11 protein-coding genes are annotated in these 13551 nt (G+C 44.2%); all 11 read right to left on the bottom strand.

Going from position 1 to position 13551, the window contains the following annotated elements; all coding sequences use genetic code 11:
- Positions 1-20: 20 nt before the first annotated feature.
- Positions 21-1355 (bottom strand): tRNA (N(6)-L-threonylcarbamoyladenosine(37)-C(2))-methylthiotransferase MtaB, encoded by a 1335-nt coding sequence (gene mtaB, locus ATG71_RS12160; RefSeq protein WP_098439817.1) that lies wholly within the window; start codon positions 1353-1355, stop codon positions 21-23.
- A gap of 5 nt (positions 1356-1360) precedes the next feature.
- Positions 1361-2113, bottom strand: a complete 753-nt coding sequence (locus ATG71_RS12155; protein ID WP_098439816.1) for a 16S rRNA (uracil(1498)-N(3))-methyltransferase — start codon at positions 2111-2113, stop codon at positions 1361-1363.
- A gap of 31 nt (positions 2114-2144) precedes the next feature.
- Positions 2145-3086, bottom strand: coding sequence for a 50S ribosomal protein L11 methyltransferase (gene prmA, locus ATG71_RS12150; RefSeq protein WP_098439815.1), 942 nt, complete (start codon positions 3084-3086; stop codon positions 2145-2147).
- A 24-nt stretch (positions 3087-3110) separates the two neighbouring features.
- Complete coding sequence (gene dnaJ, locus ATG71_RS12145) at positions 3111-4241, bottom strand: molecular chaperone DnaJ (RefSeq protein WP_098439814.1); 1131 nt, start codon at positions 4239-4241, stop codon at positions 3111-3113.
- 185 nt (positions 4242-4426) lie between these two features.
- Entirely contained in the window at positions 4427-6256 is a 1830-nt protein-coding gene (gene dnaK, locus ATG71_RS12140) for a molecular chaperone DnaK (RefSeq protein WP_098439813.1), read from the bottom strand.
- 39 nt (positions 6257-6295) lie between these two features.
- Entirely contained in the window at positions 6296-6862 is a 567-nt protein-coding gene (gene grpE / locus ATG71_RS12135) for a nucleotide exchange factor GrpE (RefSeq protein ID WP_098439812.1), read from the bottom strand.
- Between the two features lie 107 nt (positions 6863-6969).
- Positions 6970-8004 carry a heat-inducible transcriptional repressor HrcA gene (hrcA, locus tag ATG71_RS12130; RefSeq protein WP_034757462.1) on the bottom strand — a complete coding sequence of 345 codons (1035 nt, stop codon included), beginning with the start codon at positions 8002-8004 and terminating at the stop codon, positions 6970-6972.
- Positions 8005-8104: 100 nt separating this feature from the next.
- Positions 8105-9262: a radical SAM family heme chaperone HemW gene (gene hemW, locus ATG71_RS12125; protein WP_098441812.1), complete on the bottom strand. Its 1158-nt coding sequence runs from the start codon at positions 9260-9262 to the stop codon at positions 8105-8107.
- Between the two features lie 63 nt (positions 9263-9325).
- The gene (gene lepA / locus ATG71_RS12120; protein ID WP_142953479.1) at positions 9326-11158 is read right to left on the bottom strand and encodes a translation elongation factor 4; all 1833 of its coding nucleotides are present in this window, start codon (positions 11156-11158) and stop codon (positions 9326-9328) included.
- 767 nt (positions 11159-11925) lie between these two features.
- Positions 11926-12261 (bottom strand): DUF3679 domain-containing protein, encoded by a 336-nt coding sequence (locus tag ATG71_RS12115; protein WP_179886525.1) that lies wholly within the window; start codon positions 12259-12261, stop codon positions 11926-11928.
- Positions 12262-12279: 18 nt separating this feature from the next.
- Positions 12280-13488, bottom strand: coding sequence for a stage II sporulation protein P (gene spoIIP / locus ATG71_RS12110; protein WP_098439810.1), 1209 nt, complete (start codon positions 13486-13488; stop codon positions 12280-12282).
- Between the last annotated feature and the right edge of the window lie 63 nt (positions 13489-13551).

Genomic DNA, 13551 nt, shown 5'->3' with positions numbered 1-13551 from the left:
ACGTCGGGTGCCTTCATCTATTAAATGGCTGCTTTTTCTTCTGATTCTTCAAGTACCCGCACAAATTGGCCTTCATTTAGGGGATAACCCGCTTTGGTGAGCTTCACTTTCACAAGCTTCCCTACCATCTCTTCGTTTGCAGGGAATACCACTTTCAAGTAGTTATCCGTATATCCTACATAGAGGTCATCCTGATAGATTTCTTCAGGGATTACCTCCAATACTTCGTTTTCGAACTCTGAAGCGTATTCTTTCGCTAATTGGTTCGACAGTTCAATTAAACGGTGGACACGTTCATTCTTGATGTCTTCATCAATCTGATCGTCCATTCGGGCAGCGGGCGTGCCTGTCCGTTTTGAATAAGGGAAAACGTGAAGCTCAGAAAATTTATGCTCTTTGATGAAATGATACGTTTCCATGAATTCTTCTTCCGTTTCACCAGGGAAACCAACGATGACATCGGATGTGACGGCAAGTCCGGGCAGCGCTTTTTTAAGCTTCTCTAAACGCTCGGCAAAGAATTCCATCGTATATTTTCTGCGCATTCTTTTAAGGACCGTGTTGGATCCCGATTGTAATGGAATATGCAGATGCCTTACCACGATATCGGATTGATCGATCACTTCAATGACTTCATCCGTCAATTGACTTGCTTCGATGGAGGAGATGCGGATTCTCTTGAGACCCTTCACCTTTTGCTCAAGATCTTTAAGGAGCATAGCAAGATTGTAGTCCTTCATGTCCTCTCCGTATCCGCCTGTATGGATACCTGTCAGGACGATTTCTTTGTATCCTGCATCAACAAGCTGCTGGGCCTGGTGGATGACTTCTTCAGGATCGCGGGATCTCATCAGTCCACGTGCCCAGGGAATGATACAGAACGTACAGAAGTTGTTGCAGCCTTCCTGGATCTTAAGGGAGGCACGGGTACGGTCCGTGAATGCAGGCACGTCCAATTCCTCGTACACGCGATTCTTCATGATGTTCGTGACGCCATTGATCGGTTGACGCTCTTTTTTGTATTCCTCGATATACGTAAGCATTTTCCTGCGATCCTGTGTGCCGACAACGACATCGACTCCAGGGATGGCCATGATTTCGGCCGGGGACGTTTGGGCATAGCATCCTGTTACACAGATGACCCCGTCAGGATTTTTCCGGATGGCACGGCGGATGACCTGCCTGCTCTTCTTATCTCCTGTATTGGTTACAGTACATGTATTGATGACATACACATCTGCAATCGAGTCATATTCTACACGTTCATATCCTTCTTCTTTAAATAGTTGCCAGATGGCTTCAGTTTCGTAGTGGTTCACTTTACACCCTAGAGTGTGAAACGCTACTGATGGCATTGCAATCACCTCATAAGTTCTAATTGATAGCTGATGGCTGAGAGAACATACAATGGAGCCGTCTCCGTTCGGAGGATCCTTGGGCCAAGGCCGCATGTAAGAAAGCCCCCGCTCCTCAACATCTCTATTTCTTTCTCCGATAATCCACCTTCAGGGCCGAATACGACCAATACACTTTGCCCGTTACCGATGGAGGACAACATCTTTGACAGGTTCCCTTTTTCACCGGCGCGTGCTTCTTCTTCATATGCGACAAGTTTATAATCGAACTGACTGCCTGCTTGAATCAATTGTTTTATTGAAACGGGTGCAGAGACATCAGGGACTAGAAGTCTATGGGACTGTTCAGCCGCTTCCTTCACGATCTTTTCCCATCGCTCTGTCTTTTTCTTTGCTTTTTTTTCGTCCCATTTCACAATGGAGCGGTCCGCATTAAAAGGGATAAATTGAGTGGCTCCAAGCTCCGTTCCCTTTTGGAAAATCAACTCCAATTTATCCCCTTTCGGCAGTCCGCTCGCAATGGTTACTTTAATTGGTAATTCTTTCGTCGATGTTTCCCATTGTACTATTGATAGCTTGACTGCGTCACTGGAAATCGTTTCAATACGGGTGATCGCTGATGCCTGATCCTTGAAGACAACGAATACTTCATCCTGTTCCTTCATCCTCATGACACGGACAATATGATGATAATCATCCCCCGTGATCATAATCGGATCATTTTCTCGATATAGGTCTTCTATAAAATATCGTTGCATGCAGTTTCAACTCCACCGTTTTTACTTTGTCTTATTCTGGCTTGACAGCGATGATTGCAACCCAGTCTTCCATAACCATGATCTCTTCGATATGGAAACCGGCAGCTTCCAAAGAGTCACGTACTTCCTGCTTTTTAGGCTGGATGATCCCGGAAGTGATAAAATATCCACCCGGCTTCACAAGCTCGTATGCGTCTTCTGTAAAGCGCAGGATGATTTCAGCCAGGATGTTCGCTACGATCACATCAGCCTGTCCGGTCACCCCGTTCAATAGATTATTGGCATCGACCGATACCGTTTCCTGAACTTTGTTCAACTTTACATTCAGCCTAGCTGAACGAACCGCGACTTCATCCAGGTCATATGCACGTACCTGGTCTGCAGCTAATAGAGCCGATGCAATGGATAATACTCCTGAGCCCGTACCCACATCAATGACGGTATCATGTTCTTTTACGATCCGCTCAAGTGCCTGGATACACATGACGGTAGTCGGGTGAGTACCCGTTCCGAATGCCATACCCGGATCCAGTTCAATGATGAGTTCATCACTGTGGACAGGAGTATAATCTTCCCAGGTTGGTACAATCGTAAATTTATCGGAAATCTTGACGGGATGGTAATACTTCTTCCAAGCCGTGGCCCACTCTTCTTCATTCACTTCAGAGATTTCCACTTTGTTTTCACCAATGTCGATATCATACGTAACGAGGTTCGTGATGCCCTGCTTGATTTCATCAACGGTTTCCCCAAGGAAACTATTGACGGGCAAATAGGCTTTGACCATGACGCCGTCAGTTGGGTAGTCATCAGGGTTGAGTTGGTAGATCTCCCCGAACATATCTTCTCTTTCCTTAACTAATTCGGCAGGGTCTTCAATGACCACACCGCTTGCCCCTGATTCGTGAAGAATGTTTGAAATCGGCTCAATCGCTTCATTCGTTGTAAGAATACTGATTTCTGACCATTTCATTGATCTACCAACTCCGCTCTTTAGTTATTCGCCTTTAAAGGCCTTTTTTACTTTATCAAAGAAGCTTTCATGCTGTTCATCAGGAACTTGACCGCTGATGTCTGCAAATTCTCTCAATAATTGTTTCTGCTTATCCGTCAGCTTGGATGGCGTGACCACTTTCACCTGTACATGCTGATCCCCCGTACCGTAACCACGTACATTCGGTACTCCCTTGCCTTTCAAGCGGAATCTCGTACTCGTCTGAGTTCCTGCAGGGACTTTCAGCTTTACTTTACCGTGTAAGGTCGGTACTTCAATTTCATCCCCCAATGCGGCCTGGGCAAACGTTACAGGCATTTCACAGTAAATGTCATCTCCGTTACGTTCGAAGAAATCATGTGAACGGACGTGGAAAACCACATACAAGTCACCGGCAGGGCCGCCATTAATACCCGGTTCCCCTTGACCTGTCACGCGCAGCTGTTGTCCATCATCGATACCAGCAGGGATCTTGACAGCAATTTTACGGCGTTTCTGTACTTTACCCGCACCACCACATGTTGAACATTTTTCCTTGATTTGTTTACCTGTACCGTTACAGTAGTGACAAACCCTTCTGTTCACAATGCGGCCGAATGGTGTATTCTGCTCGACATTCAATTGACCGGATCCATTACAGTGAGAACATGTATTAACCTTGGTCCCAGGCTTCGCTCCCGAACCATGGCACGTATCACACTCTTCTTCTCTCGGAATTTCGATTTCGGTTTCTTTCCCGAATACCGCTTCTTCAAATGTCAGAGACATCGTGTATTGAAGATCCGCTCCTTGACGTGGTGCGTTTGGATCTCTCCTGCGGCCACCGCCGCCTCCACCGAAGAATGTATTGAAGATATCTTCGAAACCACCGAAACCGCCGCCGCCAAAGTCAGCGCCGCCCCCGAATCCCTGGTTAGGGTCCGTGTGTCCGAAACGATCATACTGAGCGCGCTTCTGATCATCACTTAACACTTCATACGCTTCCGATATTTCTTTAAACTTTTCATCCGCATCCGCTTCTTTATTAATATCCGGATGATATTTTTTGGAGAGCTTGCGGTATGCTTTCTTCATTTCGTCTTTTGAGGCATCTTTACCAACCCCAAGAATCTCATAATAGTCCCGTTTACTCATTAAAACACCACTCCCGAATCCTTTGCATAAAGGTTATTTTAACATTGAGCTTTGACTATTATCAATAAAAACTCAACATTCCTTACATTAGTTTGTGTCTGTTGATTGAAGGTTTCATTCAATCATAGAAAAAGTCAAAGCCAAGAACCGCCCTGACTTTGACTTTTTCGTTCGTTTACACCTGATTATTTCTTGTCGTCATTTACTTCTTCATATTCAGCGTCGACTACATCGTCATCTTTCGAACCTTCGCCTTCAGCGCCTTGAGCTGCCTGAGCTTCCGCTTGAGCCTGCTCATAAAGCTTCATCGTTAAGCTTTGAACGATTTCCTGCAATGCGTCTTTCTTTTCGCGGATAAGGTCAAGATCTTCTTTCTCGATCGCTTCTTTCAGTTCAGCTTTCGCATCTTCCGCTTTTTTCACTTCATCTTCTTCTACTTTGCCTTCAAGATCTTTTAACGTTTTTTCCGTTTGGAAAACAAGTTGGTCGGCTTCGTTGCGAAGTTCAACTTCCTCTTTACGCTTCTTATCTGCTTCGGCATTTTCTTCGGCTTCTTTCACCATGCGTTCTACTTCATCATCTGAAAGGCCTGTAGAAGATTTGATTGTGATGTTTTGCTCTTTACCTGTTCCAAGGTCTTTCGCACTTACATTCACGATACCATTTTTATCGATATCAAATTTCACTTCGATTTGTGGTACTCCGCGTGGTGCCGGTGGAATGTCCGCTAATTGGAAACGTCCAAGCGTTTTGTTATCAGCAGCCATTGGGCGCTCACCTTGTAATACGTGAATATCAACAGCTGTCTGGTTATCAGCGGCAGTTGAGAATGTTTGTGATTTTGACGTCGGGATCGTCGTGTTACGTTCGATCAGCTTCGTTGATACGCCACCCATTGTTTCGATACCAAGTGATAGTGGTGTTACGTCAAGTAAGACAACATCTTTAACGTCTCCAGTCAGAACTCCACCCTGGATCGCTGCACCCATCGCTACAACTTCGTCAGGGTTAACGCCTTTAGATGGCTCTTTACCGGTTTCTTTTCTGATTGCTTCCTGTACTGCAGGGATACGAGTCGATCCACCAACAAGGATGATCTTATCGATTTCGCTTGCAGAAAGACCGGCATCTTTCATTGCTTGACGAGTTGGTCCCATTGTACGTTCTACAAGGTCAGCAGAGATTTCATCGAACTTCGCTCTTGAAAGAGTCACTTCAAGGTGAAGTGGTCCTGCTTCTCCAGCCGTAATGAAAGGAAGTGAGATTTGAGTGGAAGTCACTCCTGAAAGATCTTTCTTCGCTTTCTCAGCTGCGTCTTTCAATCGTTGAAGAGCCATTTTATCTTTAGAAAGATCGATACCGTTCTCTTTCTTGAATTCAGCTACAAGGTAATCGATGATGACTTGGTCAAAGTCGTCTCCACCAAGACGGTTGTCACCGGCAGTCGAACGCACTTCAAATACTCCGTCACCAAGTTCAAGGATGGATACGTCGAACGTCCCGCCACCAAGGTCGTATACAAGGATCGTTTGGTCTTGATCCATTTTATCAAGTCCGTATGCAAGGGCAGCAGCAGTCGGCTCATTGATGATACGCTCAACTTCAAGACCTGCGATTTTACCAGCATCTTTTGTTGCTTGACGTTCTGCATCATTGAAGTAAGCAGGAACTGTGATAACCGCTTTCTCCACTTTTTCACCAAGATAATCTTCTGCATATGATTTCAAATGTTGAAGAATCATCGCTGAAATTTCCTGTGGCGTATACTCTTTTCCTTCTGCTTCTACTTTGTGATCTGTCCCCATGTGACGTTTCACTGAGATGATTGTGTTAGGGTTTGTGATCGCTTGACGCTTCGCTACTTCCCCAACTTGCTTTTCACCATTTTTGAACGCTACGACTGAAGGAGTTGTGCGGTTTCCTTCTGCGTTTGCAATGACCTTCGGCTCTCCGCCTTCAAGTACTGATACACATGAGTTTGTTGTACCTAAGTCAATACCGATAATTTTACTCATAGTAAGAATCCTCCCTGTTTTGTATATGTAATGTCTTGTTTATTGACTGACCTTCACCATGGAAGGACGAATTACTCTGTCTTTCAGTTTGTATCCCTTTTGGAATTCCTCAACGACGATATTACTATCGTAGTTTTCATCTTCCACCTGCATGACAGCTTGATGCATATGAGGGTCAAACTCCTGACCTACCGCTTCAATTGGTTCCACTCCCTCTTTCTTAAGGGCTTCCACAAGACTTCTGTGAACCATTTCCATTCCTTGAAGCAGTTGTTTCGTTTGCTCATTATCAGCTTCTATATTCAAGGCACGTTCGAAATTATCCAGTGCCGGTAATAGTTCCGTAATCAGTCCTTGAGCACGATATTTTTCCTTTGATTCATTTTCCACGTTAATGCGACGGCGGAAATTATCAAAATCGGCTCTTAAACGAAGATAACGATTTTCAGACTCATTCAGCTTTTCCTCTAATTGTGAAAGCTCATCTGATTCTTGCTGCTCTTCAAGCACTTCCTCAGCTTGAGGTTCTTCAGCGAATACTTCTTCCAACACTTCGCCTTTTTCCTCTTTCGCTTCCTGCTTCTCTTGTTTCGTTTCTTCAGACATAACATTCACCTCCTTAAAAATGTGATCCTAAAAACGCTCGTATATAGGTCCAAACGTCTGTTCAGACGCACTTCCAGGGCCTTATTTTCCTTTATACAATATGTCCACTAATCCCCACTTTGATACAGCTTCGTCAGAACCTTGGACATATCGTTTGAGAAGAAATTAAGTAAACTGACGACACGGGAATACTCCATCCGGGTAGGCCCGATGATCGCAATGGAACCTAATTGTTCTTTGCCAATCGAATAAGTAGCGGTTATGAGACTGCAATTCTCCATAGCAAGATGATCGTTTTCTTTCCCGATCTTGATGTTCACCCCTGTGGCAGATGGGCGGATCAGGTTATAAATACTCTCTTCCTGTTCGATCATTTCAAGAAGCATGCGGACCTTTTGTACATCATTGAATTCAGGCTGATTCAGGATATTGGTCTTTCCTCCAAAGAACAGCTTATCCGTGACCGTTGGATTAAAGGAGTCCGTTAGGGAGTGGAGGATAAAATCATAATTCTGTATATGCTCTTTCAGTAAAAGAGCAACTTCTTTAAAGATTTTATCGTTCAACTCACTGATCGGAACACCCGTCAAGCGGTCATTTAATATGTGAACAAGCTTTTCAAGCTCTGATGCATCCATTGTCGGCGGAATATGGAACAGTTTATTTTCAACATGTCCGTTATCTGTGACGATGATGGCAATGGCCGTATCTTTGTTGAGAGGAATCAGTTGAATTTTCTTCAGCTTGTTTTCCTTTAAATCAGGCCCTAATACAATCGTTGTATAATTGGTCAGCTCTGAAAGAATCTTCGCCGATTTCTGAACCACTTTCTCCAATTCATACATGCGCTCGGTAAAGATGGAGCGAAGTGCATGCACATCATTCTTCTTTAATTTCTGTGGAGAAAGCAAGTGATCCACATAGTATCGATAGCCCTTTTCTGACGGTACGCGTCCTGAGGATGTGTGGGTTTTTTCTATAAAGCCCAAATCCTCAAGATCTGCCATTTCATTCCGGATCGTAGCTGAACTGAATGAGATCTCATCTTTTTTAGACAAGCTCCTCGAACCGACAGGCTGGGCAGAAAGAATAAAATCATCAATGATCACTTGAAGAATTAGAAGTTGTCGATCTGTTAACAACATTCATCACCCCTGTTAGCACTCTACTAAGATGAGTGCTAAATCTAATTAATAAATTATCAAATCAGTAAAGGGATGTCAATATATTAGATTGAAGCAATTAAATTACACCCAGGAATGATTGAAATACTTCGTTCCCTAGGAAGCGGCCCTGTTTTGTCAGTGCTATTCTCTCATCATTTACCGAAAGTAGTCCTCGCTTTTCCATTTCTTCGATGGATGGGCCAAAGACGGATTCTATGCTGGATCCGAATTTTTGTTGGAATATGGTTTTACTTACGCCTTCGACTTTACGCAACCCAAGGAACATTTCTTCTTCCATCATTTCGGCTTTGGTGACTGGATGCTCCTGGATGGTCGGGAGGGAACCTTCTGTAATCGGGTCCATGTATTTTTTGAGCGGTCCGTAGTTGGAATAACGTACTCCGTTTATATATCCGTGTGCACCTGCTCCTAAACCATAATATTCATTATTGTCCCAGTATACGAGATTGTGTTTGCTTTCAAATCCCGGTTTGGCAAAGTTACTGATCTCATATTGATTGATCCCATACTTCTCCATCGTTTCGATCAAGATCTCATACATGGCTGCTTCCTGATCCTGTGACGGCAGTGACAACTTACCTTTTCTCATCAAATTATAGAAAACCGTTTTCGGCTCCACGATGAGTGAGTAGGCTGAGTAATGAGGAAGATCCAGATCAAGGGCTTTTGTTAGTGTATCCTGAAAATCTTCTTCCGTTTGCCTTGGAAGACTATAAATCAAATCGATGCTGATGTTTGAGAATCCCACTTTATGAGCGTTTTCTACTGACGTATATACATCTTCGCTTTTGTGGGTACGACCGATTCCTTTCAACAGTTCATCATTGAAGGATTGAACCCCGAAGCTCAACCGGTTCACACCGTGATCCTTTAACACACGAAGTTTATCTTGTGTTAGATCACCTGGGTTTGCTTCGAAGGTGAATTCACCCTTTTCAAAGGGCAAATGGGTCGTGATGGATTCACACAGCGTATCGAGCTGGCTAGCATCCAATGATGTAGGCGTACCACCTCCGACAAAGATGGTATCCAGTTTCTCAGAAGCTGAGACTCTATGTTTCATTTCCTGACCTAGACTGGATAAGTATTCATTTACAGGCTGGCCTTCCAGGAAAACTTTATTAAAATCACAATAGTGGCAGATATGTTCACAAAAAGGAATATGAATATAAGCTGATTTAACCAAGATTATCCCTCCTTTGGGGGCATTCATAGAGAAAAGGGGGTAAGCTGTGCTTGAAATACAAGCCACTTTCCCCCTTTATCTGCATGACGATTATTTTTTATCCGTATCATCCATTTTCAGGACGGCCATGAAGGCTTCCTGCGGAACTTCAACATTTCCTACGGACTTCATACGTTTTTTACCTTCTTTTTGTTTATCAAGAAGCTTACGTTTACGTGAGATATCCCCACCGTAACATTTAGCCAGTACGTTCTTACGGATGGCTTTAATGGTCGATCTTGCCACAATCTTCTGTCCGATCGCTGCCTGGACGGGTACTTCGAATTGTTGTCTCGGGATTAACTCCTTTAATTTCTCAACAATCAGCTTCCCGCGTTCATAAGCAAAGTCACGGTGAACGATAAAGCTCAGGGCATCGACATTTTCAGCGTTCAGCAGGATATCCATTTTCACAAGCTTGGATTCCTTATATCCAATCAGCTCATAATCAAATGAAGCGTATCCTTTCGTATTCGATTTCAACTGATCGAAGAAATCATATACGATTTCAGCAAGCGGGATTTCATAGACGATATTCACTCGTGTATCATCCATGTACTGCATATCGATGAAGTTCCCCCGCTTTACTTGACAAAGCTCCATGACGGCACCAACATAGTCGTTCGGAACCATGATCGTTGCTTTGACATAAGGTTCTTCAACATGATCGACCCTTTGTGGATCAGGCATCATGGATGGGTTATCCACTTTCACTTCTTCACCGTCCGTCAATTTCACATGATAGATAACGCTTGGTGCCGTCGTGATCAGGTCGATTTTGAATTCCCGTTCGATACGTTCCTGAATGATCTCCATATGAAGAAGGCCCAGGAATCCACAACGGAATCCAAACCCTAATGCCTGTGAAGTTTCAGGCTCGAATTGAAGGGCAGAGTCATTTAATTCAAGCTTTTCAAGCGCTTCTCTCAAATCGTTATAGCGATTTGAATCAATCGGATATAGACCGCAATAAACCATTGGGTTCATTCGGCGATAACCAGGCAATGCTTCCTGTGCAGGATTATTAGCAAGGGTGATGGTATCCCCTACACGGGTGTCTCCAACGTTCTTGATCGCTGCAGTCAAATATCCAACATCCCCGACCGTTAATTCCTTCTGACCCGTCGCTTTCGGAGTGAAGACGCCGATCTCGGTCACTTCAAACTCTTTCCCTGTCGCCATCATGCGGACCTTATCCCCTACTTTGACGCTTCCATCCATCACACGGATGTAGGCAACGACTCCACGGTAGGCGTCATATAAAGAGTCAAAGATAAGGGCTTTTAATGGTGCATCGGGATCCCCTTCTGGAGCCGGCACCTTTTCAACCACCTGCTCAAGGATCTCTTCAATACCGATTCCGGCTTTGGCGGATGCAAGGACCGCTTCAGATGCATCAAGACCGATGACATCTTCCACTTCCTGACGAACTCTCTCGGGATCGGCTGCAGGAAGGTCGATTTTGTTGATGACTGGCAGGATTTCCAAGTTATTATCCAAAGCAAGATACACGTTTGCAAGGGTCTGGGCTTCAATCCCCTGAGCGGCGTCCACTACAAGGACAGCTCCCTCACAAGCCGCTAAACTTCGGGATACTTCGTATGTAAAGTCTACGTGCCCCGGTGTATCGATCAGATGGAAGATATATTCTTCCCCATCCTTTGCCTGATACTTTAATTGAACAGAATTCAATTTGATGGTGATTCCACGCTCTCTCTCAAGGTCCATGGAATCCAGTAATTGGGCTTTCATTTCACGTGCCGTCAATGCCTTTGTCTTTTCTAATATACGATCGGCAAGGGTAGATTTCCCATGGTCGATATGAGCTATAATGGAAAAGTTTCTTATTCTCGATTGTCTCTCTAATTTCTCTTCACGGTTCATTATTCGTTCAACTCCTGTTATTTCCACACATGTACACTATTTTGAATTATAGCAGTAGACTATACATTATTCAATGTAAACTAAAAGGCCATCGGGAATTGACCGATTTCCTTGTATTTACAAGAGGTTGGGACATATCTAAATCTATTTGCTCTAAAGGCGAAGAATCAAAAAATTAGTTGGGATCACTCGTTACACCGCTTTTGATTTCCGTGCAAGACTTCGCTTTCCTCGGGCGGAAGGCAAGCCTCCTCGTCATGACACTCCTGCGGGGTCTTACCTATTCCGCTTTTCCCGTAGGAGTCTACGTCTTGCACTCCAATCAAAAGCTAGATCCTGTTTAATACGGTGTATATGCTTTGGCAAGAATAAAAAGGCCCATTTCACCATGATTTTTCTATACTAAGACTATAGTTATCGAATGTTCGATCCCTGCAACTGACTGAATAAGAGTTTATGTACCCAATGGTGTAACAATCTCCACATTACAATGTTATAGTAAAACGTTTAAGCTTTGAAAGTTGATTGGAGCGGAAGGTGCTCGACTCCTGCGGGAATCGCTGGACAGGTGAGACCCCTCAGGCATGAGTTGCACAGCCGAGGAGGCTCACCGCCAGCCCCGCGGAAATCAACCACTACTCACTACATCAAAAGGTATGTAAACAGCTAAATGATAAATCCGAACGACTTCGAATTCAAAAAATGAATTTCGAATGATCGTTCGGATTTTCTTTTAACTAAACACTTCTGTCTCAGCCTCTATACATTTAAATGAGGGAAGCAATTACATCGACTATTTTGTTGGTGATGCTTTCGATGGTATTGGCTATGACTTTTCCGATGGAAGAGAATACGTTAAAGGATTTCATTTCTTCCAGCTTTTCTTTCTTTTCAGTAAGGGTTTTGGAATCTATCTCATTCCCGAGGAACGATGCCTTGACATCCCCTTCCATATTCTGGTTAACACCGACAGGAGAGGTGAAGTTCTGCTGTTCATGTCCCTTCATATCCACGATTCCTTGATTGGCATATTGCATCCCGATCAGGACTCCGATAAATAATGCCGTTATGAGAAATGCACATTTAAAAAAGAATTTCGTCATGTTCATCCATCCTTTTCATTACTGTCTTACAGCAGGCGTCGTGAGGGAACCATCCACCTTTTCTGCCTGCCAATAATACTCAGCGAATACATCAGCGAAAGCCTCTGCCGTCCTCTCCAGTTCCTCAAATGTATTATCCACCCCTCCGAATTCAAGGAGCATGGCGTTTCCTGAAAGATCCTGATTGAATTTACCGTTCGTGCCACTGCCCTTTTTCGCAATGACTCCACGTGAAATACCTTTATATTTTGATTCCAAACGCTTATGAAGTTCGGTTGCCAGCTTAAGGTTCTGTTCATAGTTCGGATGCTCTTCCCCTACAACAAATGCAAGCTTTGCATAGGGTTTGCCCTCTATCGTCACAGTCGTCATGTCTCTTCTCTGTGAATCACGGTGAATATCCACCATATACAACAAATCTTTATTGCTGGTCATGGCTGCCTGCACCAGCGGCCGCGACTCCTGATAAGCTGCCCAGTAGTCAAGTCCCTTATGGTTCAAGTTTTGGATCACATCGGTTTTATCGATGCTTGTTCCTACCCCCTCGTCCTCCAATCCCGTCTTTACCATTTCACCCACCCTGGTGACATTGATCTTCGAGTGCATGGCGGAATCCGGATTGGTCACTCCCTTCAGATAAGGAAGATAGGATTCCCTCGTATGGGTGAAGTAAAGTAGGACCGTCTTTTTATTTCCTGTGGATAATGGCGGCGCTACATCCCCGGCCTTTTGATTGGTTTCTTTCAGATCCCCGACATTTTTGAGTGGCGCTTCATTTTCAGATTCCAGGGCTTCGGGTGGGGGGACCGATTCAATCGGCATATTCGTAAAGTCCGTCCCTTCCCCTGCCACCAGAATTTCCCCGTCGAAAATCGAGAAACCAGGCAGTTCGCGACCGAGAAAGCTCCGGGGATCTTCGAAACTTACGTTGGTGGCCACCTGAAAGAAGATGGATGACAAGCTTGGGAGGGCCTGTTCCTCTTCTGTCAATATTTGATTGAAAGACCGGTTTTCCAGGGCCAAGATTTTATATAATGTTTCACCCTTCACACTGGAAGCCGCTTGATTCAACGAATTAGACGTTATTCTATATTCAGGGTTGAAGGAAGTGAGGATGCCGACCATCGAAAATACCGAGAGCAATCCTGCAATGAAGATCAGCGTCCCTTTCAGTATCGTAGACATTTGAATGGCAATGACATAGTTAGAGTCTTTGTATGATCTCATTCTCCCACCCTTTCTTTTCTCTACTCTAGTACAACCTATGACAATGATAGAGATAGTAGAACT

The sequence above is a fragment of the Bacillus sp. es.034 genome, from assembly GCF_002563655.1.
Taxonomy (GTDB): Bacteria; Bacillota; Bacilli; order Bacillales; family Bacillaceae_B; genus Rossellomorea.
This window is presented reverse-complemented; position numbering and strand designations above follow the sequence as displayed.